The organism is Ruminococcus sp. J1101004sp1_RTP21198st1_B9_RTP21198_201120, from assembly GCF_040924245.1.
Taxonomy (GTDB): Bacteria; Bacillota; Clostridia; order Lachnospirales; family Lachnospiraceae; genus Blautia_A; species Blautia_A faecis.
The window spans coordinates 85,144-107,886 of record NZ_JBCOMI010000013.1 but is presented as its reverse complement, the minus strand read 5'-3'; the positions used below and the strand labels follow the sequence as shown (position 1 = coordinate 107,886).

21 protein-coding genes and 2 pseudogenes are annotated in these 22,743 nt (G+C 39.5%); 13 read left to right on the top strand and 10 right to left on the bottom strand.

Annotated features, from left to right (window positions below; all coding sequences use genetic code 11):
* The first annotated feature begins 25 nt into the window (after positions 1–25).
* From AB5618_RS10870 to AB5618_RS10860, 3 genes and pseudogenes are all read left to right on the top strand, one after another.
* Positions 26–5,386 (top strand): DUF3849 domain-containing protein, encoded by a 5,361-nt coding sequence (locus AB5618_RS10870; protein WP_059085541.1) that lies wholly within the window; start codon positions 26–28, stop codon positions 5,384–5,386.
* Positions 5,383–5,556: pseudogene (locus AB5618_RS10865) on the top strand (transposon-transfer assisting family protein); the annotation flags it as partial. The gene AB5618_RS10870 and the pseudogene AB5618_RS10865, both read left to right, overlap by 4 nt.
* Positions 5,550–5,672: pseudogene (locus AB5618_RS10860) on the top strand (sigma-70 family RNA polymerase sigma factor); the annotation flags it as partial. The pseudogenes AB5618_RS10865 and AB5618_RS10860, both read left to right, overlap by 7 nt.
* A 145-nt stretch (positions 5,673–5,817) precedes the next feature.
* On the opposite strand, the gene AB5618_RS10855 reads toward AB5618_RS10860, so the two are convergent.
* Both AB5618_RS10855 and AB5618_RS10850 read right to left on the bottom strand, forming a co-directional pair.
* Positions 5,818–7,182: a sensor histidine kinase KdpD gene (locus AB5618_RS10855; protein ID WP_059085543.1), complete on the bottom strand. Its 1,365-nt coding sequence runs from the start codon at positions 7,180–7,182 to the stop codon at positions 5,818–5,820.
* 4 nt (positions 7,183–7,186) lie between these two features.
* Positions 7,187–7,888 carry a response regulator transcription factor gene (locus tag AB5618_RS10850; protein WP_015515120.1) on the bottom strand — a complete coding sequence of 234 codons (702 nt, stop codon included), beginning with the start codon at positions 7,886–7,888 and terminating at the stop codon, positions 7,187–7,189.
* 156 nt (positions 7,889–8,044) lie between these two features.
* Here AB5618_RS10850 and AB5618_RS10845 point away from each other — a divergent pair, with 156 nt between their 5' ends.
* The 7 genes from AB5618_RS10845 (at position 8,045) to AB5618_RS10815 (ending at position 15,708) form a co-directional block, all read left to right on the top strand.
* Positions 8,045–8,809, top strand: coding sequence for an ABC transporter ATP-binding protein (locus AB5618_RS10845; protein WP_118511435.1), 765 nt, complete (start codon positions 8,045–8,047; stop codon positions 8,807–8,809).
* A complete protein-coding gene (locus tag AB5618_RS10840; protein ID WP_059085545.1) occupies positions 8,806–9,531 on the top strand; it encodes an ABC transporter permease in 726 nt (241 codons plus the stop codon). The genes AB5618_RS10845 and AB5618_RS10840 overlap by 4 nt, the downstream gene beginning before the upstream one ends.
* A gap of 16 nt (positions 9,532–9,547) precedes the next feature.
* Entirely contained in the window at positions 9,548–10,318 is a 771-nt protein-coding gene (locus AB5618_RS10835) for an ABC transporter permease (protein ID WP_059085546.1), read from the top strand.
* 4 nt (positions 10,319–10,322) lie between these two features.
* Positions 10,323–10,481: a hypothetical protein gene (locus AB5618_RS10830; RefSeq protein ID WP_171030307.1), complete on the top strand. Its 159-nt coding sequence runs from the start codon at positions 10,323–10,325 to the stop codon at positions 10,479–10,481.
* A 692-nt stretch (positions 10,482–11,173) separates the two neighbouring features.
* The gene (locus AB5618_RS10825) at positions 11,174–13,276 is read left to right on the top strand and encodes a penicillin-binding transpeptidase domain-containing protein (RefSeq protein ID WP_059085547.1); all 2,103 of its coding nucleotides are present in this window, start codon (positions 11,174–11,176) and stop codon (positions 13,274–13,276) included.
* 40 nt (positions 13,277–13,316) lie between these two features.
* A complete protein-coding gene (locus AB5618_RS10820; protein WP_148461932.1) occupies positions 13,317–14,474 on the top strand; it encodes a DUF6070 family protein in 1,158 nt (385 codons plus the stop codon).
* Entirely contained in the window at positions 14,461–15,708 is a 1,248-nt protein-coding gene (locus tag AB5618_RS10815; RefSeq protein ID WP_059085548.1) for a DUF6070 family protein, read from the top strand. Before AB5618_RS10820 ends, AB5618_RS10815 begins: the two co-directional genes overlap by 14 nt.
* 27 nt (positions 15,709–15,735) lie before the next feature.
* On the opposite strand, the gene AB5618_RS10810 is transcribed toward AB5618_RS10815, so the two are convergent.
* Together AB5618_RS10810 and AB5618_RS10805 are read right to left on the bottom strand one after the other, a co-directional pair.
* Positions 15,736–17,532, bottom strand: a complete 1,797-nt coding sequence (locus AB5618_RS10810) for a BlaR1 family beta-lactam sensor/signal transducer (protein ID WP_015541271.1) — start codon at positions 17,530–17,532, stop codon at positions 15,736–15,738.
* Between the two features lie 10 nt (positions 17,533–17,542).
* Positions 17,543–17,917, bottom strand: a complete 375-nt coding sequence (locus AB5618_RS10805; protein WP_026077000.1) for a BlaI/MecI/CopY family transcriptional regulator — start codon at positions 17,915–17,917, stop codon at positions 17,543–17,545.
* A gap of 118 nt (positions 17,918–18,035) precedes the next feature.
* Here AB5618_RS10805 and AB5618_RS10800 point away from each other — a divergent pair, with 118 nt between their 5' ends.
* Positions 18,036–18,449: a response regulator transcription factor gene (locus AB5618_RS10800; protein WP_019162151.1), complete on the top strand. Its 414-nt coding sequence runs from the start codon at positions 18,036–18,038 to the stop codon at positions 18,447–18,449.
* 23 nt (positions 18,450–18,472) lie between these two features.
* Here the strand turns inward: AB5618_RS10800 and AB5618_RS10795 are convergent, their stop codons facing one another.
* A complete protein-coding gene (locus AB5618_RS10795) occupies positions 18,473–19,852 on the bottom strand; it encodes a relaxase/mobilization nuclease domain-containing protein (protein ID WP_015541272.1) in 1,380 nt (459 codons plus the stop codon).
* A complete protein-coding gene (gene mobC, locus AB5618_RS10790; protein ID WP_005426517.1) occupies positions 19,801–20,142 on the bottom strand; it encodes a plasmid mobilization relaxosome protein MobC in 342 nt (113 codons plus the stop codon). Before mobC ends, AB5618_RS10795 begins: the two co-directional genes overlap by 52 nt.
* Before the next feature lie 400 nt (positions 20,143–20,542).
* Between mobC and AB5618_RS10785 the strand changes: the two genes are divergently transcribed.
* On the top strand, positions 20,543–20,902 hold the full coding sequence (locus AB5618_RS10785; RefSeq protein ID WP_019162150.1) for an MmcQ/YjbR family DNA-binding protein: 360 nt from the start codon (positions 20,543–20,545) through the stop codon (positions 20,900–20,902).
* A gap of 47 nt (positions 20,903–20,949) precedes the next feature.
* Here AB5618_RS10785 and AB5618_RS10780 read toward each other — a convergent pair whose 3' ends face one another.
* The 3 genes from AB5618_RS10780 to AB5618_RS10770 all read right to left on the bottom strand — a co-directional run bounded on the left by AB5618_RS10780 (position 20,950) and on the right by AB5618_RS10770 (position 21,806).
* Complete coding sequence (locus AB5618_RS10780) at positions 20,950–21,288, bottom strand: type II toxin-antitoxin system RelE/ParE family toxin (RefSeq protein ID WP_019162149.1); 339 nt, start codon at positions 21,286–21,288, stop codon at positions 20,950–20,952.
* Positions 21,275–21,448: a hypothetical protein gene (locus AB5618_RS10775; protein ID WP_005426514.1), complete on the bottom strand. Its 174-nt coding sequence runs from the start codon at positions 21,446–21,448 to the stop codon at positions 21,275–21,277. Before AB5618_RS10775 ends, AB5618_RS10780 begins: the two co-directional genes overlap by 14 nt.
* Positions 21,449–21,542: 94 nt before the next feature.
* Positions 21,543–21,806: a helix-turn-helix domain-containing protein gene (locus AB5618_RS10770; protein WP_015541275.1), complete on the bottom strand. Its 264-nt coding sequence runs from the start codon at positions 21,804–21,806 to the stop codon at positions 21,543–21,545.
* A 171-nt stretch (positions 21,807–21,977) separates the two neighbouring features.
* Here AB5618_RS10770 and AB5618_RS10765 point away from each other — a divergent pair, with 171 nt between their 5' ends.
* The gene (locus AB5618_RS10765) at positions 21,978–22,313 is read left to right on the top strand and encodes a hypothetical protein (protein WP_059085549.1); all 336 of its coding nucleotides are present in this window, start codon (positions 21,978–21,980) and stop codon (positions 22,311–22,313) included.
* Positions 22,314–22,376: 63 nt separating this feature from the next.
* Here the strand turns inward: AB5618_RS10765 and AB5618_RS10760 are convergent, their stop codons facing one another.
* On the bottom strand, positions 22,377–22,736 hold the full coding sequence (locus AB5618_RS10760; protein ID WP_015524620.1) for a helix-turn-helix domain-containing protein: 360 nt from the start codon (positions 22,734–22,736) through the stop codon (positions 22,377–22,379).
* Between the last annotated feature and the right edge of the window lie 7 nt (positions 22,737–22,743).

Genomic DNA, 22,743 nt, shown 5'->3' with positions numbered 1-22,743 from the left:
GGGACATAAAATGGAGGGTTTGTTTATGGCAAATAATATAGAAAAACAGTTAAAAGAAATATCGGAACGGCTGGAGCAGGGAGTAAAAGAAATCTTTACTTCGGAGAGATATACCGAATATCTGAATACCATGTCAAAGTTCCACAATTACAGCTTTAATAACACGCTGCTGATCACCATGCAGAAACCGGAAGCAACACTGGTGGCCGGGTATCATGCATGGCAGAAGAAATTTAACCGTCATGTAAAACGTGGAGAGAAAGGAATCCAGATCATCGCACCAGCACCGATACGGGAGAAACAGGAGATTGAAAAGATCGACCCGGTAACAAAAGAGCCTGTGATCGGGGATGATGGACAGCCGGAAACAGAGATCGTGGAGATGGTGATACCGAGATTCCGTGTAACGACAGTGTTTGATGTCAGCCAGACAGAGGGGGAACCGATCGCAGAACTGGAGGTGCCGGAGCTTACCGGAAGTGTACAGTTTTATGATACGTTCATGCAGGCATTGCAGAATATTTCTCCTGTGCCGATCCGTATGATGAATGTGGAAGGGGATGCAAAAGGCTATTATCACCAGACAGAAAAATATATTGCGATAAAGGAAGATATGAGTAATGTACAGACGATGAAAACCGGAGTCCATGAGGTGAGCCACGCATTGCTGCATGACCGGGAAGTAATGGATGCGGAAGGAGTCTTAAAAGACCAGACAACAAAGGAAGTGGAAGCAGAAAGTATTGCTTATATTGTCTGCAACCATTTTGGTCTGGATACTTCAGAATATTCGTTTACCTATATCGCCAGCTGGTGCGAGAGCAGGGATATGAAGGCGTTGAAAGCATCTATGGATACCATCCGAAAAACATCGGCAGAGATCATTGAGAATATCGAGGCACAGATGTACGAGTTGGAAATGGAAAGACCAATCCGGGATACCTTCCATAAGGAAGATTTGATTCTGCATCTTTCGGGCAGCATGGGTTCCGAGTTTACTTATGATCTGATCGAAAATATGAGCAGGGAACAGTTAGAACAGAATGTGGGTGAATACGTCCGCCTTCTGGAAAGTGGTGAGATAGAGGAAAATGAGAAACCACTGGAAAGTTTTCTGGAAGAAAAAGGTGCTGCCGTCACACCACTCTATGACAGCAGTGGGCACGGAGAGAACTATCCGATTGATTTTTATGATGTGGAATATGATGCGGACACAGGCGTTACTTCTTTTTCTGACCTTTCTCCGAAAGATCAGGCAGAGATGTTGGTGCAAAAAGCAGAGTTTCCAAGAAATATTTTTTCGGAAAATGAAAAGGCATTTGTAAATGAATATGCAGAAACCTTCCCCGGACAGGTGGAAAGACTGAATGACCTGGTATGGGATATGAGGGAATCTTACGATGAAGCCGGTTCAAAGCTGGTGTATGAAGTGATCCAGGCAGCAAGGGCAAACTTCCCAGTGAAGGAACCGGAGATTGCAGAAGAAACAGCCATGCAGTATGCCCACCGTCTGATTGAAACGGCAGAAGCTGCAAATACAGGAAATTTCACAGATTCCCAGAGAAATCTTATTGTGAATTTTGCATATAAGATGGATGACAAAGACGAAGTGCTTGGACTGGTGAACCGTATGATGACCGCAATCCGCAGACCGGAAAGTGAATATACGAGAAACCTTATGAATGAAACACAGGCACAGATTGACAATTTCCCAGATGGCATGATCGGTTTTATAGAAATGCACGAAGCAGGAATCCGACTGGAACACATGTATCCTCTTGAAAAAAACAGGGCAGTAGAATTGTATCGTGAGGGTGCGGAAGTTTTTCTCTTACATGGAAATCCAGACAATCCAGAGCAGGCAGGACAGATTCTTGCAGAAACAGAAAATGCAATCCTGGGACATGACGGTATTTTTGGTATCACGGAAGCAGAATGGGAAGTACATAAAGAAAGAGAAGCAACTGCCGCCAGACAGGAAAAACTGGAACAGGACAGTGCGGAAAAGATTGATGAGACACTTCTTCTGCATGGAGAAAGCAGAAGGTTTGCCATTTATCAGATGGATAGTGGAGATGAGCATACTTATCAGTTTATGGGAATAGAATCCGCAAAGAGTCTGGGCTATACCATTGATGGAAAGGATTACCGGATGGTTTATGCAGCACCATGGATGCCAACGATCACGTTAGACAATATATTTGAACGATTTAACATTGATCGACCGGAAGATTTCCGTGGTCATTCCTTATCGGTAAGTGATGTGATCGTGATAAACAGGGGTGCAGAGATTACAGCCTATTATGTAGATTCTTTTGGATTTCAGGAACTTCCGGAGTTTGTCCAGCAGAGAATGAACATGCTGGAACATAATTCCGTCAGGGCATATCCGCCAGTTTATAAAGGAACATTGGAACAGGCAATGGGAGAACGGGATGTGGATGCTTATCTGGATTCCAGAAAGTTAAACCTGGACTGTAAGAAAGCCATCGAAGAAGCCATCCGGGAGAATTTTGACGGACTGCACTTAAAGCAGGGTGCGGCAAAAGAAGTCGTGGAACGCTTTGGGGAAGAACGTATGAATTTTGTTATGGCAAACACCATCCGTGAACTTTCTCATGATGGAAGATTTTCCAGACAGAACAAAGACTGGGCGGAGCATATCGAAATCCCGGAAAATATCAGCCGGGGCAGAAATCTGAACCTGGATTATGTGATTGAAAGCCACCCGGCAGTTTTAGATGGGTTTATCGACATGGCAAGAGCTGAGATCCGGATGCAGAGGATAGAACAGGCGATAGGAGAAAACGAAGTGACGATCACAGCAGAGACAAGAGGATATGAAGCAGAAGGACATAACGGGACATGGCATACGGTTGATAAAAAGGAATATGCTGGGGAAAAGTTTTTCTTAATGGAACATGATGAATTTGGCTCCGATGTGGCTGGCATTATCGTAGCAGAAAATGGACAGCTTGTAGCGGAGGACTTATGGAATGGATTTGATGAAGGAGCGTTAGAAACTGTATCAGAATATCTGCAGGAAAATGGAACAACACTTTATGACTTGACGGAATTCCCGAAAGATTCTGTTGTAACCCTGCGGAGTGGACAGACACTTACAATCGAAGAAATACAGGCAGTACAGAAAGACATATGGGAAGAAACGATGGCAGGAAAAAATGAATCGGGAACAGATGTCCGGTTTAATTTTCATGCAGTCAGTGAGGTGCAGCTGCCGGAAGGCATAAAGTTAAAAATGCCAGAGATTCATTACATTGATAATTTTTATGTGATGGAAGATGTAAATGCAGAGGGTGTAGTAAAAGTAAACCGGTATGAATCACTGGATGAAGCGATGCAGGAATATTTACGTCTGCCAAATCATCAGAAAAAAGTGCTTGGTATCCAGAATACGGAAACGATGCAGGAAAGCATGGATTTTATCCGATGTGAAAACGGGATAGATCGGCTGACCCATGCGTATGAACAGATCGGAGGGTGGCTGAATCCAGAAATATATGAAGCGGTAAATAAAATGGAAAACATGCTGGACTGGAATGAGGTACAGATTGCATATCAGATTGGAAAACAATACTTTACAATCCAGACCGCAGAAGATGGCTATGACTATACATTTTACAATGAAGATTATCAGGAGGATGATGGAGGAATCTATGACAATCCGACAATCTATGTGGATGAAGCTGCCAGTGATATTTTAGAAGATAAAGGGTACTCACTGGAAGATGCAAAAGTAGTGGATTATGAAGAACTGATGGCAGATGTGGAAGAAGTTCAGGAAGAACAGATGCAGCGGATACAATTAGAAAAGAACTGCCCGGCAAGTATTTTTGAAGGATTTCGCAGAGAAGAAGCACTGCAAACCTATGAGGGAATCGCAATGCAGTTTACCAGGAGTAAAGGGTATCTGACCATACAGGCAACAGAAGAAGGATATTCTTTTATTTTTTATGACTTTGACCTGCATGAAATCCAGAGAGGTGATTATGATAATCCCGACGCATTTATCCAGGAAGCCGCTTATGAAATTCTTAAAAGTGAGAGAATGGATGACATGGAATGTGTCAAAGTGGATTATAAAGAATTTGAGGAAATGACGATCCAGCACTCTAAAGATTTATTGCAGGAGGGGGAACTTCGTGTGACTTCTGAGATTGGAAGAAATGAACTGGCATTAAATAGCCTGAGCAGGGCAGAAGTAGAAAGAGGGGTTCTGTATCATGCACAGGCAGTATTAGAAGATATGGGAATGGAACAGGAGGTAGAGCTGCTTGCTGCAAGAGTGTATGGTTCCAGAAGCAGACAAGATCTTTACCGGGAAGATTCTGACCTTGATATAGCTCTTTCCTATAAAGGTGATATTCGAGAAGATAGCTTTTTCAATGCCTTAAATGAATCTGGTATAGCGATGGCAGGAATCCAGGTGGACATTAATCCGATAGCAGAGGAGCGAATCACTCTGGCAGAGTATATAAAAGAATCTGAAAAATATCTTGACCAGCAGGAGATTAAAAAGCTCGCTGCGGATCTGGATAATTTTAGTTATGACGTTGATACCTATGAGTATAACGATACGATTGAAAATAGAGAAGAACAGGTGGAAAAACTCACGGAGGATATTTTGAATAAGAAAACAGAAGCTATCAAGGACTGGCTGCTTGAGGTATCCGAGGAATCCGATATAGACAGCGATGTGATAACTGCCCGTTCTTTACTTTCCCGTTTGGAAGATACAGAGCGACTTTCTATCTTTGACAAACAGCCAGAACAGGAACAGCCAGAAGCTACGATCAGTTTTTATGTCGCAGAGTGCATGGAGTTTCCAGTCATGGGAGAGTACCATAATAACCTCACTTTAGAAGAAGCCATTAAAATATATGAGAGTATCCCAGCAGAGAGACTGCATGGGATTAAAGGAATCGGATTTGATCTGCAAGATGGTGATGAAGATTATTCCGGGGAATATGAGTTGATGAGTGCAGACCGGATACAGCGTGATCTGATAGATATGATTCCTCACTATAAAGAAAGCTCTCTGGTGCAGAAAGCAATCGCAGACATGGAAAAGTATCTGGATGAAAAGCATGGAAGGGTAAAGGAAACGGAACATACGGCAGAAACAGTAATAGGAAGTGGACAGAAACCTTCTGCGGTTACGGCAGACAGAAGGGCAAAGCAGGAACCGGTATCTGTAAGTCAGAGCCAGACACAAAAGGCGGAACCTGCAAGCAGAGCAAAAGGTGAAGTGAAGAAGTCTGTGCTGCAGTCTTTAAAAGATTTTCAGGCAAAGGCAAAAGCACAGGAGCAGAATAAGACAACAGAAAAATCCAAGACACATAAGAAAGGAGAGGTGGAATTATGATGGATCTGGCGATGAATTTTGATGCGGATGAATGTTTAGTAACCGCAATGTTTGATAAAGGAAACAGAAATGACACGATGGAGGCAATCGACCATATCATTCCTTTTTTAAAAGGCGATGCGGATATGATTGGTCTTGTCTGCAATACCATAAGAAAACTGTTCTGCATGCCCGATACTATCTGGGAATGGCGGTAAACGAAATTGCCGAAGTAGAAGGTGTAGACCCAAGCCGTGTCCGAGACAGTATCCGCCGTGGATTAAAGCAGCTTGTAAAATATTTTTGATAAAATTTCATTTGATGAGCCTGTTTTTTGTCAGTGTTAATAAGAAGGTTATACCGATTTGAAGTGCGCTTATTAAGACAACGCCAGATCCAGGGGCGTAGCACCTCTGCATCTGGCGTTGTCTTATAGATTTGTACTTGCCTGTTTATCCGATATACGGGAATATTAAAGTGGCTTCACACCCTTTCGGGAAAACATTAGTAAGTTTGAAAGTGCCGTTATGAGCTATGGCGACTTGTTGGACAATCAGCAATCCAAGCCCATGTCTTAAATCAAGCCGTTCATCTGTGCTTTCCATATAATGCGGTTTTTCTTCCAGCTCTTGCAGCTTTTCAGCAGACAGACCCGTTCCGTTATCCGTAACCGCCAAGATAAGATGGTTTTGCGATGCTGTAAGCGAAAGGCAGACTTCACAGCCCTGTGGGTTGTGTTTCATGCTGTTCTGGACAAGGTTGTTTACAGCTCGCGAAATCAATCTGGCATCACATTCCAACACAGCATTTTCGGCGTCAGGAGTGATCTTAATTCCGATGTTGTAGCTATCGGAAATTCCTGTATTCAACAGGTCTGCTACATAGGATCGCAGTAGTTTGGATAAGCGAACCATCTCTTTATGAAGCGGCTGCATCTCATATTCCAACTGCGATACTAAATTCAAATCCTGCACCAGCTCTTTGATTTTTACACTTTGCTTCCGTACTATTTCCGCCTGTTCACGGATGCTCTTGCTGGCAGCTTTACTTTCTGCAATACGGTCCGCATACCCCATAATCATGGAGAGAGGTGTGCGGATGTCATGGGAAACGCCGCTGATCCAGTTCGCCCGCGCTTCATTTTGCCTATTCAAAATGGAAGAAGCTTTGTTTACACTGCTTGCAATTTCCGATAGTTCTCCGCTGATATGAAGTGAAACTGGCTTTCCGTCTGCCAAAGTTTTCACAGCGGACACAATCGGTTCGGTATTGTGAATGATTCTGCGTTTGGAAAAGTAATAGGCTGAAAAGAGGCACAGCAAATCCAAGCCAAGCATCCCCAGCACAAAGATGGGGAGTCGTTGAAGTGCTGCAATGGAATAGTAATTGCTGGTGAGTTTTGTGTAGCTGTCTGTGGGATAGCCCAGCACCAACAACCCATCATCGGTGTTCCAAATAAAAACCGGGTAATCCTCAATATACCCTTTTGAAAATAGTGCGACATCTTGAATTGTGTAATTTTTCGGCACATTGTCCGGCAAATCAACCGACCAATAACATTGACCATCTGTGTTCAAGTAGATCGCCCAAATATGATTCTGTCGGAGCATTTGCACCGCCTCATCCGATAATTGTTCCGGTGTAGCAGCGGTAGCAGTCATTTCCAACATGGCTTGCGGGGATGAATCGCCATAATCCTCGGTCACAATCTTTTGAAAAGTCAGACCGAATACTACTGCATTAAGAAAAAGCAATATCAGAATAAAGGCAACGAACGACACAAGATATTTAGATATATAACTTCCGAATGATTTCATGACATCACTTCCTTGCTATCAGCTTATAGCCTAATCCTTTAATGGTTATTAGGGACACGGGTTTTGATGGATCGGTTTCAATTTTTTCCCGGACGCGCCGGACATGAGCATTGAGGCTGTTTTCGTAGCCAAAAGGATTATCCCCCCAGAGGGCTTCACAAAGCGCATCTACGGTAACAATCTTTCCAGCATTACGGGCAAGCGTTTCAAGTAAAGTATGTTCTTTGGCTGTCAGGGAGATAATTTCGCTGCCCTTATGGACTTCGGCCCGGCTGAAATCAATCGTACATCCATCCAAAACAAGCAGCGGTGAATCCTCTTTGTAGGTCCGCCGCAGTACCGCATAGATACGCAGTAACAGTTCCTGCGGCATAAAGGGCTTAGAAATGTAGTCATCTGCACCAAGCCCCAATCCCGATAATTTGTCTGCTGCTTCGTCCTTTGCTGTTAAGAAAATGATCGGCACATTGGTAAAAGTGCGGAAATGTTGCATCAGAGAAAAGCCATCCCCATCCGGCAGCATGACATCCAAAACAATTAAATCGGGAGTTTCCTCTTTTGCGGTCAAAATAGCTTCTTTGACTGTCATTGCGGTAAGGACAGTTTCAAATCCTGCATCTTTCAATATATCTGAAACCATTTTCAATAGTTCCTGTTCATCATCTACCAACAGGAGCCTTTTAGTATGTAAAAAGGAATTATCCATAGCAGTTTCTCCAATCTGATTTTGTTTGTTTCTATTATATCATGGGCTGTCCATTCTGCGTTCTTGTTCCTTGAAAAGTAAGGTAAAAGTAAGGACGGGAGAATGTAGATGTCAGGTTGAAGTTGTACCATAGAAGCATCGAAAGGAGATGTTTCTATGGACTATATCATTACAACGGAACAGTTGACCAAGAAATATAAGAACTTCACTTCGGTCAATCATGTTTCGCTTCATATTCGCAAGGGCAGCATTTATGGTTTTCTTGGCCCGAACGGGGCAGGCAAATCCACTACCATGAAAATGCTGTTGGGGTTGACCACTCCCACAAAAGGCAGCTTTACCATTGATGGGAAACAGTTTCCGCAGGATCGGATTGCCATTCTCAAAGAGATCGGCTCTTTCATCGAAGCGCCGTCTTTCTACGCGAATCTCACCGGGCGGGAAAATCTTGACATTATCCGCCGCATTTTGGGACTGCCGAAAGCTGATGTGGAAGATGCTCTGGAACTGGTAGGGCTGACCGAGTTTGGCGACCGGCTGGCAAAACAGTATTCGCTGGGAATGAAGCAACGCTTGGGCCTTGCCGGGGCGCTCTTGGGGCGTCCGCCGATTCTGATTCTGGACGAACCCACAAACGGTCTTGACCCGTCTGGTATCCATGAAATCCGCAATCTGGTAAAATCCTTGCCCAGCCTTTACGACTGCACGGTGCTGATCTCGTCCCATATGCTGTCTGAAATCGAATTGATTGCAGATGACATTGGAATTCTCAACCACGGGCGGCTGCTGTTTGAGGGAAGCATGAATGATCTGCGTCAATACGCCCTGCAATCCGGCTTCGCTGCGGACAATCTGGAAGATGTGTTCCTTTCTATGGTTGAGAAAGATAACATGGACAGAAAGCAGAGGGCAAAATTATGAAAACGCTGGCAATCGAACTTCGGAAAGAAAAGCGAACCGGCGTGATTCCTGTGCTGCTGGCCGTTGGTGTCTTGGGAGCCGCCTACGCATTTGTCAATTTCATTGTGCGGAAAGACACACTTCTGAATCTGCCGCTGGCCCCGATGGATGTCTTGTTGACCCAGCTCTACGGCATGATTATGGTGCTGAATCTGTTCGGTATCGTGGTTGCTACCTGCATGATCTACAACATGGAATTTAAGGGAAGTGCCGTAAAGAAGATGTATATGCTTCCCGTCAGCGTCCCAGTCATGTATCTGTGCAAATTTCTGATTCTGACGGTCATGTTTTTGGTTGCAATCGTGCTGCAAAACCTGGCACTTGCACAGATTGGAATGACGGACTTGCCGGACGGAGCATTTGAGATGGGTACGCTGGTACGCTTTGCCGGATACTCTTTTCTCACATCCATGCCGGTACTGTCGTTTATGCTGTTGATTTTCTCGCGCTTTGAAAATATGTGGGTGCCGCTTGGAATTGGTGTTGCCGGTTTTCTGAGTGGTATGGCCCTTGCAAATTCGGGGCTGATGCTTTTGCTGGTGCATCCTTTTGTGATTATTCTGAAACCAGCAGTAGCCATGAGTGCCCAGCCTGATTCGACGGTTGCCCTTGTCGCTTTGGTGGAAACACTGTTGTTCCTTGCTGTGGGCTTGTGGCTGGCGAAGTACAGACGCTACGAGTAAGGAGGGATAATAAGAAATGAGCTTTTTGGATTTACTCAAAATCGAGTTTATGAAAGTAAAACGCTCCAAAATCGTACCCCTGATTTTCATTGCACCTTTATTGGTGGTGGTTTCCGGGGTTGCGAATTTGAGCAACTACTTTACACCGGAATACACCAATGCGTGGCCTGCCATGTTTATTCAAAGTGCGCTTGTTTACGCCTACTATCTGCTTCCATTCAGCATGATCGTGGTTTGCGTGATGATCGCAGGACGAGAAACAGGAAATAACGGGATTCTGAAAATGCTGGCGCTACCGGTCAGCCGCTGCGCATTATCCATTGCCAAATTCTGTGTGCTTACCTTTTATCTGTTTATGGAGATGGTGGTGTTTCTTGTCGTATTTGTAATCGCTGGGCTGATTGCGACACAGACAATGGGAGTAACAGAAACCCTGCCGATCCTATATCTTCTGAAATGGTGCTTGGGGCTGTTTCTGACTATGCTGCCGTGCATTGCGGCTATGTGGGCCATCACTGTGCTGTTTGAAAAACCGCTTCTTTCTGTGGGATTAAATCTGCTGCTTGTGATTCCCGGTGTATTGGTTGCGAATACGCCGCTGTGGATCGCCTACCCGTACTGTTACAGCGGTTATCTCGTTTCCTGCTCTCTCCATGACTTTACAGCAGAAACTTCCGACGCCGCTTTTTCGTTTTCGGTGTTTCCGTTCCTGCCGTGCGCGATTGTAGTGTTTGGCCTGTTTTTCGCGTTGGCTGTCACCCAATTTGGGAAAAAAGAAATGAGGTAAAACTATGGAAAAGAAAAAATTTCAATCAGTTAGTATCGCTGCGCTCATTGTGAGCATCCTACCGCTGGTGGCTCTTGCCCCATCGCTTCTGCACCTTTCGCTGTCGGATGGAGTCCGAACCGCTTGGGCCGGAGCCAATATCGTTTTTGTCCAGTATGTTTAATAGGGTCTGACCCCAATGTCGGGAACTTTGAGAAGTGTTAACAGGTATATATTGGAAGAATTCAGCCAGGGAAACTCTGGCTGATATAAAAACACATCTGCAGAAACAGTGACTGAAGAAATTTTGAGTAGTGGAATTGGGAAGAAGTATTTAGATACTATAATAAAGAGATTAGCTGGCTTGTATACTGACAGAGAGGACATAGTAAACAGATTTGCGTTATTATCAGGGATTGTAGGGAGATTCCGAAGAGCTTTTGTTCAGATGATGAAACAATAGGATTGGTACAGGAAATATATGGAACAAAAGTTAATAAAGGGATTTGTTGCGTTTTCTGCTATAATAATCTGCCAGCAAAGAATGTGTTGTCTGAATATGTTTGTGATTATAAGAAACGAGCAGGGTTATTTCAAAGATCAGCAGATTTAGAGTAGTTCTTTTTTTTCTGAGAGAAAATTAAAAATCGTTTTTGGTTCTTCTGGAGAGTGATTATAGCGTTTGGGAAACATCCGGAGAAACCATTACCTCAGAGTGTCGTAAAGTTCTTTATCAAAGAAGGCTTTGAGATGCCCTTTCTTTTTTATGCAAATCTTTTCTCTTGTCTACATATATAAACCTAAGAAAAAGCTTGACGTTTAAATATTACAAGTGTAATATTTAAGAAAATATGAAAAAAGGAGAAATAAAACTATATGAGAAAAAAGAAAAGAAAAAAACACACGAAGATTATTACAAAAATAGTTTTATTTAGCGGTATATTGATTGGTGGTGGAATCGGTATTGTAACAATAATGAATTGTAATGTTCCTGAAAAAAGACTAATGGAATATATGAAATATATTGAAAAAGGGGAATATGAGCAAATGTATGCCATGCTGGATCAGAAAAAAAGCAGCATGAACAGTAAGGAAGAATTTATAGAACGAAATTCTAAAATATATGAAGGCATTGAGATGTCTGATCTGTCCATAACCGATATTACAGTAAAAAGACAAGAAAACGGAAATGCGGCAGTTTCCTATACAACAAATATGCAGACTGCTGCAGGAAATGTAGAATTTACCAACGATGCGGTATTTTCACATGATTGGACAGGATATCATTTAATCTGGCAGGATCAGTTGATTTTTCCAGAGTTATCTGCAACGGATAAAGTTCAGGTAACGTCAGAAGAGGCAAAGAGAGGAGATATTTTAGACAGAAATGGTCGTCAGTTGGCTGGAGAGGGAACTGCATCTTCGGTAGGAATTGTTCCGGGCAGGATGGAGAACAGAGAAGATACAATAAAAAAACTGGCAGAGTATCTTGGAATTGGAGCAGACGAAATTGAGGATAAGTTAAAAGCCGGTTGGGTAAAAGCAGATTCTTTTGTACCAGTAGCAACAATTCCTAAAATACAAGAGGTCGATCTTTTGACAGTGAATCCGGATAAAACTGTTCTGGAAGAAAAAGAAAAGCAGGACACATTATTGAAGATTCCAGGTATTATGTTATCTGATGTAAAAGTACGAACTTATTATCTAAAAGAAGCTGCCTCTCATCTGGTAGGGTATGTACAGGCGGTTACAGCCGAAGATTTGCAGGAACATAAAGGGGAAGGGTATCGTACAAACAGTGTGATTGGAAAGACTGGACTGGAAACGCTTTATGAAAAAGAACTAAAAGGAACAGATGGGTGTGAAATCTGTATTGTAGATGCAAATGGAAATAAAAAAAGTGTTATTGCATATGAGCCTAGAAAAGATGGAGAAGATATCCATATTACGATTGATGGTGATCTTCAAAGTACTCTTTATGAACAATTTAAAGAAGACAGAGGATGTTCTGTAGCTTTGAATCCTTATACAGGGGAAGTATTGGCGTTGGTAAGTACGCCATCTTATGATAATAATGATTTTGTACGTGGAATGGACAACAGCCAGTGGAGTGCATTAAATGAAAATGAAGACAGGCCTTTATACAACCGCTTTCGCCAGACATGGTGTCCTGGCTCAACTTTTAAACCTGTAATTGCTGCAATTGGATTAAAAGTGGGGGCATTTACTGCAAATGACGATTTTGGAAATGAGGGTCTGGCGTGGCAGAAAGATTCCTCGTGGGGAGATTATACAGTGACTACACTTCATGATTATGAACCTGTGATCTTGAAAAATGCGCTTATTTATTCAGATAATATTTATTTTGCAAAAGCAGCATTAAAAATTGGTGCGGATCAACTGATGCAGTCTCTAAATCAAATAGGATTTAATCAGGAACTTCCATTTGATATTAAAATGTCAGAGTCCCAATATTCTAATATGGACAAGATAGAAACAGAAATCCAGCTTGCTGACAGTGGGTATGGACAGGGACAGATTCTGGTAAATCCTTTGCATCTTGCAAGCATTTATACGGCTTTTCTAAATGATGGAAATATGATAAAGCCATATCTTCACGCGGATGGTGGAAGCACTTCCAGTGAAATCTGGATAAAAGATGCTTTTTCACCACAAATTGTTTCGGAGGTTATGGAGGGGTTAGAGGGTGTAGTGAATAACCCGGAAGGAACTGGTTATGGAGCATGCCGGGAAGACATTAGATTAGCAGGAAAAACCGGAACAGCGGAACTGAAAGCTACAAAAGAAGATACATCTGGAACAGAAATTGGCTGGTTTACAGTTTTTACTACAGATAGAGATACAAAGAATCCTATTTTGCTCATCAGTATGGTAGAGAATGTGAAAGATATTGGAGGAAGCGGTTATGTGGTGGAAAAGGATAAGGCGATACTGGATGAATATCTTGGTAATGAATAATTTTTACCTTTAAATATTACAAATGTAAGAGGAAAATGATATGAAAAAAATTTGGAAAATATTTGTGGGAGTTATTTTTCTTGCTGTCTGTAGTGGATGTGGCATAAAGAAAGAGCAGAAAAAGACAATTGAAGATACGAAAAAAAAAATTTACAGAGAGTGTGAAATGCTAGCAGAAGGCTATCGGAACATATATGAGAATGCTGTGAAAGAAAATGCACTATATGAGCTGAGTACAATACAAAAAAGTATGGATTATTTTGGAAAATATGGATATGCAGTAATTGATTCCTACAATCAGCTGGATATGGTTCAAAGTATTAAAGTAGATGATTTTTTGAAAAAAGCAGAAAAAGAGAAGAATGGAAAAACTACTATATTTCAAGTTATAGCAGGGGATTATTTTATCCGGTATGATCTGAAAACCAAACAGGGGAAAATAGACGTTGAAGTAAGCTCTTTTAAATGGAAAGAGGACACTTGGCAGGAAACATATTATCATGAGTTTAGAGCTAATTCATGGAAATATACAGAAAACGGGCATTTCTTTATAGAAGAATATCATCCGGCAGGATATGATGGACCGTCTGGATATCGGGACTTTCGGGTAGCACCGTTAAATAAAAAATGTCGGGAGTTGAATCGAAAATATATACTTCCTTTTGGATATACACTTAATAAATTGTTTACTTCTAATTGGAGTGAAAAAAATTATGATGGAATAAATTTTTATGATGTTTTTGATCGTTTACTTTCAATGGAAGAAAAAACTGATGAATTTAAGGAAGGAAAGACTTATGAAATCCCAAAAGAATCATTTGAAACGATATTTCAAAAATATTTTAATATAAGCGCAGAGATACTGCAGACAGGAACGGTATTTCACACAGAAATACAGACATATCGGTATCGAACCAGAGGAATCGTATATGATTTTGCTCCCACACCATATATTCCATATCCGGAAGTTGTTTCCTACATAGAAAATCAAGATGGAACAATAACACTGGAAGTAAATGCGGTATGGCCACAAAAAGAATTAGATCAGGCGTTTTGTCATAGCGTAACCATTCGGCTGTTAGATAAAGATAGATTTCAATATGTATCCAATTATGTATCAAGGTCAGAAATAGAGGTTACCTGGTATACGGAAAGATTATCAGACGAAAAGTGGGAGGAATGTTATGGAGATAATTGATATGATTACAAAAAGAAAACTGAAAAAGATGATGAGCGTTTTATTTATTTCGGGATGCTTTTTCATAGGAAATACAAAATGTAAAGGGGCTGATTTAGAATATATTTCACAGGAAACTGCGAATTATGCTGTACAAGAAAGAGGATATGATTTGCCAGTAGATGAAGTCGTGAAAGAAGAAGCTATTGAAGATTGTAAGAATGTTATGAATCAGATGAAAGTCATTTATCAAAAGGCGGATAAAGGGACTTCATCGAATATAGTAGTTTCTGAGACAGTAATGGAAGAAATGCAGGAAGTATTAAAGGAAAAAAATGTCCCCGTTATTACATCAGCACCGTATTCAAATATGGCTAATTATTCTAAAATGGAAGAATTTCTTTTCAGGGCAGAACAGGATCTGACAGGAGATATCGTCTTATATAGGATTAACAGGGATGGTGGGATAGAAAGACTCAAATTCAATTATGATGGGACAGATATGTATTTGCTGGCTGTGAAAGCTGTTTGGGGTATGAACGACAATCCATCTATTGTATATGTTTCGTATACAAGGATAGAAGAATGGAAATATACAGAAAAAGGCTGGTTTGGTTATACGCTATGCGTTCCAAAGTATCCGGAAGTATCAGAAGCGGTTGATGGCAGTTCTATGATAAGAATTAAACCTTTAAGTGATGAATGCAGGGAAGTTTCAAAGAGGTGTGTGTATTTGCTTGGATATCAGGGGAATAATCTTTTATGTTCTGATTGGGATAGATCTGATATGGAAGGGTTAGATTATAATGGTTTATATGAATATTTATATCGAATGAAATACGGGGAGAGATATGAGTTTTCAGGTAACTCAAGTGGAATTCCGGCAGAAGAGTTTGAAAATCTGATAATGGAGTTTTTGCCGATAACAGCAGATCAAATTAAAAAATGGGCAGTATTTGATTCGGAACATCAAACTTATGACTGGGAACGATTAGGCTGTTTAAATTATAGCCCTACTCATTTTGGAACATCTTTACCGGAGGTCGTTGAAATAAGAGATAGCGGAGAGGGAAACAGTGTGTTGGTTGTTGATGCTGTATGTGATACATTTATATGTAATGATGCCGTTATTACAAGTGAGCTGACTGTTAAGTTCAACGATGATAAGAGTTTTAAATATATGGGGAATAAAATTCTGAATAATGGTACGAAAGAAGTTCCCAAATATCAATATAGAATAAAAAGAAAGAACTGATAACAACTATCAGCCCTTTCATATTTGTTAATTCCATATATGTAATTTTTTTAAGATATCAGAAGTGATTTCAAATGCTTTTTTGCCAGTTGCATTAGAATCACTTTGGATATTGGTTGCAAAATAATAGCTGTTATCGGAAGTTTCTACATATCCGATAAACCAGCCGTTGATATCCTGTCCGTTGACACGACCGGTTCCAGTTTTTCCGTAGAAATTACCATTAGGTGTACTGGCAATTTTTATAGCATTTTTAACAGAAAATACATTTTGGAAATTTAGATGGAATTCATTTGTGTTAAATTTTTTTAATAATGTTACTTGCTCTAAAGGCGAGATTTTTAATGAAAAATCGGACCAGTATAAATCCAGATTTGAACTGGTTGTTTGGTTTCCATATTCTATTTTATTCAAAAATTCCTGGACTCTGTTAATTCCGAGCTGCGAATCAATTGCCTGGAAATACCAGTTAACGGAATTTTGCATAGCAGAGTTTAAATCCTGATCAGCTTCCCAGGATGGAAAAGGAAAGGCATCACCATTCCATGTCATGGAAGAGTGTTCTGGTGTGATGATTCCGGATTCCAACCCTAATAATGCATCGTATATTTTGTAGGTAGACTCTGGCGGAATACGTTTGGTGGCTTCTTCAAGATCGTATATTTTCCAGGAATCCAAATTATTGTCATACAAAACAAATGATCCATCATATGTTCCAAATGTTTCGGATATATCTAACAGGGAGATATTTTTGTCTGTATCACTAAAATGATATACGTTTTGAGTAGAGGCATCAATGGATAAAATGGGTGTACATCCAATAAAAACAGCACTAATGACCAGATAAATTATCAATGCTCTCATTTTTTGATAAAGAGTTTCTTTCCTAAAAACGGCGATGTTGAGAATACGTCGTTTCATCTGCCTGAAATTTCCGGACATTCCAACTGCCAGTGGAGAGGAAAAAGAGGATATTTTTTCTGCAAAATTAATCAGTGTAGTTCCATAAGCTTGGTATTCATCAGCAGAAATCATCTGCAATACAGCAGAATCACAGGCTATTTCACGGTCACAGAGAATTTCTTTTAAAGTGTACCAAACAAAAGGGTTAAACCAGTAGAGTATATTACTTATGACCATGAGGAAGCCAATAAATGTATCTTTGTGACGGTAATGCTGTAATTCGTGTAGCAGCATAAAACGCATATCATCAGGATTCAGTTCGGAAATTAAATGGATGGGAATGTAAATTCTGGGATGTATTATTCCGATTAAAACTGGTGATTTTAAAAATGCAGTACTGTAGACTGATACTGGGTGAGAGATTTTAAGTTCCTTTAAACAATTGTAATAAATAGTTTTTACCTGCTGATTTTGAAGCGGGAGAGCAGATCTTTTTATGGAACGTACATAGTTTAATGAATGAAGGGTGAGGACTGACATAATCATAACACCCGTTATCCATATTAGAAAGAGTATGGTATTCAAGCCTCCAGAAAATTGACTACTGATGGAAACTGAAAAATCATTCACCTGGTTTAACAAAATATTTTGTGTATTACTGGTAAGTTCGGATAGCGTGTCGGTACCAGAGTTAAGTCCTGAGTCAGTTTGAAAAAAATGTAACCATGAAAAAAGTTGTGAGCCATGAATCTGTACAGGAAAAAATGGCACGGCAAGTAATAAAAATAAAAGAAAACAGAGATGGTACTGTGTAGTCGCAGATAAATATTTTTTCAGAAGTTTTTTTGTTCCGATTATTACAAGTGTAAAAATACATATGAAGATATTACTGATTAAAAAGTGGATGATCCAGTTGCTCATTCAAAACCTCCTATTTCTGATGTTTTGATAATAAATGGCGTAAGTTATCAATTTCTGTTGAAGAGAGCTTATCGTCTTCAAGGTAAGAAGCCAGCATAGAAGAAAGATTTCCATTATAATATCGCTTTAAAAAAGAATTGCTTTCCTGGCGTATATATTCATCTTCTTGGACTAATGGAGTATAGACAAATACCCGGCTTTGTTTTTCGCAGGAAAGAGCTTTTTTGGAAACAAGTCTCTTGATAAGAGTTTGAATTGTTTTTGGACTCCAGCTGGTAGTTAGAGTAAGTTTTTCTGTAATTTCATTTGTATTGATGGGAGCATATTTCCATACAATTTTCATAACTTCAAATTCGGCTTCTGAAATCTGGGGTAGTGACATAATAAAATCCTCCTGCTAAATCCTACATATGTAATAAATATATTATATTACTTGTAGAAGAAAAAAGTCAAATGGCAGATGATATATAGAATATAAAATTAATAATGTAGAGGCAATAAAGGTGAAAAAGATAGAAATTATTGAGAGAATCACAGATGCTAATGGAAGCATAAGTGAAAACATATTGACTAGCTGGGAACATAAAAACCAATTCATACCGGAAATTATAAGGTTTGGAGAATTAAAAATATATCTACAGGAACGAATTGTTAAAAAGAATGATAGTGATGTTCATCTTTCAAAATATGAATATGATATTTTACTTTTTTTAGCGAAAAGTCCAGGTAGAATATTTGGAAAAGAAATGGTTTATGATCTGGTATGGAATGAACCTTATTCCGGTGATTATAATGTGGTTATGCGACATATCTGCAATATCAGAGAAAAAATAGAAGATGATCCTGGACAACCATTATATATACAAACAGTACGAGGTGTAGGATATCGGTTTAATGGGAATTTAGGCAGCGAGTGAAATCGCTGCCTATTATTATGGTTTTACAAAGAAGGGAGTTGGTTATGAGAAGATCTTTGTATTTCAGGAGCATCCTGTTTGAGATATTTGGACAGGTTTTGATGTATCAATTCCAACTCTTTTATTTCTTGCTTAAAAGAAACGTATTGAGTATTTAGAGATTCTTTTCTGGAAATAAGATCTGCAATTTGCTCTTGCAACTTATTGGAATTAAGATGTTTCAGGTTTATACCATTTTCCTGTAAAATATGTTCAGCACCCGCGAAAAGAATAATTTGAGATTCATATTTACGGAAATAACGATCTGGATCTTTGGAGCTTTTATAATGGTCGTCGTAAATTTTATTTTTCTGATATTGTTCGGCATATTTTAGCATTTCTCGAAGATGGCGTATCTGAGACTCGAGAGAAACAACAGAGGTATTTACCTCTTTTTGCTGCATATGTAACAAGGCTATGCGGTCTTCAAGTTCTGAAAAATTATGTAGATTATGTGTGAACATCTTGTTATATTCAGCAGAGACAATTTTTAAATTTTCCTTATTTGCCCATTTCTGAAGTCCAATGTTTCCTGCTATATTGGGAGCATTGGTATCTATTAATTTGTTATGAACAGAAGGAAAAATAGCTTTCTGACGTTTATTTTCAATGCGTTCTTTGATACGTTCTTTAGTAAAATTTTTTCCTAAAGATTTAGCACTTCCACGCACTGGACGGGACATATCGGGAGAACGAAAGGTAATGTATTTTCTGCTGCTTTCGCCAAATTCTGCGTTTTTTATTTCATATCCTTTAGCTTCCATAAATGCAAGAAATTCTGAGTAAGTGGAAACAATTCGGATTGTCTGGTTGATATCTTTTCGCAGCTGCGCTTTTTTACTGGATTCAGATTTATTTGCAGCCCATTCATTGTATTTCATTCCTTTTTTACCATCTGGCATAATTGTGGACAGGTTATGTTCCTGGCATAAAGTGTCGCTGAGATTTCGTATTTTCCAGTAATTCTTTTTACAGTCATGGTAATGAGAAAAAGTGATGTTATCTGCAGAACAGAAAATTAAATGGTTATGTACATGACCTTTATCAGTGTGTGTTGTCAGAACATAGGAGTATTTTCCCTCCAGTAAGCGATCCGCAAGTTCTTTGCCAATTTGATGGGCTTCTTCATAGGAAACTTCACCAGGGGAAAATGCCTGAATCAGATGAAATGCCTTATTTGTATTGTGCGGATCTCTGCAGTCATGTGTATGATCCAAAGTGTATTTAAAGTCAAGAACGGCTGTTTCGGGAGAGCAGGCAAAGGAAGAAATATATAGATTCTGGTCAGTTTTATCTGGATTGCAGATGTATTCTATTGCTTTATTAACGGTTGTTTTGATACCATGGATTTTTGTAACTGCCATATTTTTTCCATTAACTCCTTTATATCGTCCAGGTCCTTTGGGTAAACTGTATTGGTACTGTTTATACGATGGGTGATCTGATTCAAATTGCTGCTGATATTGCCCAACAGGGTATTCATTTTTCGGATATGAGAGTAGTCTACTTCATATACAAATCCATATAAGATCATTTTCCGTAGAAAGGCAGATTTGCTTTTCATCCTGGAAAGACGATATTTTTCTTCTAAAATGTATTGTTCGTCATCATTCAAATAAAATTGTACGGGATGAATTCTGGTACGTTTGCTCATTGAAATCCTCCAATTCGTTTTTTTCTATAAAAAAGAGTACAAAAAAACTGTCTAACCAGTTCGGTTATGACAGTTATATTACTTGACTGTATGATGTTTTGGATAGATGTGTCTACAGTTTATTTTAACAGGAGTAGGCGGAAGCGTCAAATTAAGAAATTATAAAATATGAGAGGGCCAGGGATACTCCCTGATACATTTTGGTAGAATGAACCGGAAAGGGAATTTGACAAAATGAGCCAGGTGTCATGACACTGGCAGTGCTTGCTTCTTTTGGGGTGTAGCCTGCAAAGCAGGCTATGCAAAAGCTATAAAACATAAATAGAACTGTGAGAAGTGGTTGAGAATACAATCCTGATAGCGTATAATCAGAGAAAGAAATCGTAAGTGAGGGATAAATTTGAAACGTGAAGAAATTTTTCAATATGTAAAAGAGCAATATGGAACTGAACCGGAATATTTATGGAAAAAAGATCCTGATTCTGCGGTGCTTCGACATAAAAATGGAAAATGGTATGCTATAATTATGGTAGTGGAAAAGAAAATACTGGGATTAGAAGAAGATGGAAACATTGACATCCTGGATGTAAAATGTGATCCTGATCTGGTTGGGATGATTATTCAAACGTATGGATTTTTACCGGGGTATCATATGAATAAGCAACACTGGATTACGATTCTTTTGGATGATTCTGTCAGTGAAGCTAAGACGCTGGATTTTCTGGATATGAGTTATGATTTAATTGACAGTGGGAAGTAATAAAAAAGGAAGCCTTTCAGAAAAATCTCTGATCGGCTCCCAGGTATTCATTCTGGATATGTATAAGTTGATCTTTGCAACAGGATATTTTCCCAATCTCGTTCATGGCGCAACACTCGGAGAATATGAATCTCTTTTGTTTCTTCCATTATAATATAAAAAATAATAGATGGCGGAAAAGATCTTTTATGTATGGAATATCCTCTGTACAGAATTTGAGTTCGGGGAAAGGCAGTACTGAACTGGCCTAAATTCTGCATTTGTTCTTTCAGATCAGATTGAAAACGGTCAGCACGTTGCTGGCCGAATTCTTCTTCAATATAATCTGCAATGTCTGTGACATCGTAAATTGCTTCCCAGGTTAAAATAATTTTATATTCTTGCATTTCTTCGTGCATCCCTTAATTCTGTGATTTTGCGAAAAGCATCTTCCAGTGGCAATTCACGACCAGCTTCCATATCATCAATTCCCCGGTCTAACATGCGGAGAAGATGATTGTTTTCCTGGTTTTTATCGGTTGTAGGGACTTTTTTTGTTAATTCCATGAAATCACTCCAATCATACGGTTTATAAATAGTGTATGTTGTTCAGAAGTATCTATCCATAGTTTAGCATAGAATGGGCAGCAATACAATTGAATTATTTTGCAGGAGCGTCCGTCAGACCAAGAAGATATTCGCAGGAAACATTAAATACTTCGGCCAGTGCGACAACTTCGTAGTCGGGAACGAAACGTGTGCCTTGTTCAATTCGCAGGATTGCCAGATCATTAAAATCATATCCTGCAAGTTGTAATTTGGCAGCGAGTGTTTTCTGAGTAAGATTATGAGCCTTTCGTAATTCTTTTACCCGTTGTCCTATTCTGTTTTTACTGTTCGTTTTTTTATCCCAATAAATAATCATTCTGATCCTCAAAAGTTTCTAAAGATGAAGTATTATTATTGATTTTAAGGAAAAATATTGTTACTATACTTCTAAAGATGAAGTTTTTGGAAAGTTTATTTGATTTTTGAAATAAGAAAATGATAATGCTGCCTGTAATGAGAAATAATTCTAGTGAGAGGTGGAAAGAAGATGAATGAATTTTATGAAGCAGTATCGAATTTGTTTGAGGAATTGCGCTGTGACTCCGGAGAAAGAGAATATACAGTACAGCCGGAAGAATGGAAAGAAGCAGAGAAGAATTTGAAACAAATACAAAAGAAGCTGCCACTACATCTGGAAAAAATCCCAGAGCGTGAGCAGAATTTCTGGAATAAATATCTGAATCAGTTAGAACATTTCCATTATGAAGAGGAGCAGCGGGCTTATTACCAGGGAATGATGGATGTAGTTGAGTTTCTTATTAATATAGGGGCAATAAAGAAATCCACGAATGTTAAGAGAATGATGGAAAAATACGCACGTTAAGAGTGGCGGTATGGGAAACCATACCGCTTCTTCAGAATAATTCAGATAGAATTCAAATGAATTTCAGGGATCTTGTTTATCGTGGTCTGTAGGAATTTTGTATGTGCGCAGGTATGCTTCTACGATGGCAAGGATAGCGGTAATTTGCTCATCGTTGCATTTTGACAGGTACATGAGCAGGCGTTGATAATCAAGATTATCTGTATGATTGTTTGGATAAAACAATGGTTCAGGAGGAACATTTAAAGCGCGTACCAGTTTTCTGATTTTATGAAAACTGGGAACTCGGCCCCCATTTTCAATTTCCTTTAAATATCGGCTGGACATTTCTGCTTTTTCAGCTAATTCTTCATAAGTCAATTTTTGCTCGTGTCGGGCGTTCTTAAAAAACAATCCCAGTTCTTTATCTGTTTGTTTTGGCATATGATAC

Coding starts and splice junctions, on each gene's coding strand:
- AB5618_RS10830 (WP_171030307.1), top strand. CDS start 10,323: ATGGAAAAGAAAAAATTTCAATCAGTTAGTATCGCTGCGCTCATTGTG.
- AB5618_RS10770 (WP_015541275.1), bottom strand. CDS start 21,806: ATGATTATTTATTGGGATAAAAAAACGAACAGTAAAAACAGAATAGGA.
- AB5618_RS10870 (WP_059085541.1), top strand. CDS start 26: ATGGCAAATAATATAGAAAAACAGTTAAAAGAAATATCGGAACGGCTG.
- AB5618_RS10840 (WP_059085545.1), top strand. CDS start 8,806: ATGAAAACGCTGGCAATCGAACTTCGGAAAGAAAAGCGAACCGGCGTG.
- AB5618_RS10775 (WP_005426514.1), bottom strand. CDS start 21,448: ATGGAATTAACAAAAAAAGTCCCTACAACCGATAAAAACCAGGAAAAC.
- AB5618_RS10845 (WP_118511435.1), top strand. CDS start 8,045: ATGGACTATATCATTACAACGGAACAGTTGACCAAGAAATATAAGAAC.
- AB5618_RS10815 (WP_059085548.1), top strand. CDS start 14,461: ATGGAGATAATTGATATGATTACAAAAAGAAAACTGAAAAAGATGATG.
- AB5618_RS10855 (WP_059085543.1), bottom strand. CDS start 7,182: ATGAAATCATTCGGAAGTTATATATCTAAATATCTTGTGTCGTTCGTT.
- AB5618_RS10795 (WP_015541272.1), bottom strand. CDS start 19,852: ATGGCAGTTACAAAAATCCATGGTATCAAAACAACCGTTAATAAAGCA.
- AB5618_RS10835 (WP_059085546.1), top strand. CDS start 9,548: ATGAGCTTTTTGGATTTACTCAAAATCGAGTTTATGAAAGTAAAACGC.
- AB5618_RS10760 (WP_015524620.1), bottom strand. CDS start 22,736: ATGCCAAAACAAACAGATAAAGAACTGGGATTGTTTTTTAAGAACGCC.
- mobC (WP_005426517.1), bottom strand. CDS start 20,142: ATGAGCAAACGTACCAGAATTCATCCCGTACAATTTTATTTGAATGAT.
- AB5618_RS10825 (WP_059085547.1), top strand. CDS start 11,174: ATGAGAAAAAAGAAAAGAAAAAAACACACGAAGATTATTACAAAAATA.
- AB5618_RS10810 (WP_015541271.1), bottom strand. CDS start 17,532: ATGAGCAACTGGATCATCCACTTTTTAATCAGTAATATCTTCATATGT.
- AB5618_RS10820 (WP_148461932.1), top strand. CDS start 13,317: ATGAAAAAAATTTGGAAAATATTTGTGGGAGTTATTTTTCTTGCTGTC.
- AB5618_RS10765 (WP_059085549.1), top strand. CDS start 21,978: ATGAATGAATTTTATGAAGCAGTATCGAATTTGTTTGAGGAATTGCGC.
- AB5618_RS10850 (WP_015515120.1), bottom strand. CDS start 7,888: ATGGATAATTCCTTTTTACATACTAAAAGGCTCCTGTTGGTAGATGAT.
- AB5618_RS10780 (WP_019162149.1), bottom strand. CDS start 21,288: ATGCAAGAATATAAAATTATTTTAACCTGGGAAGCAATTTACGATGTC.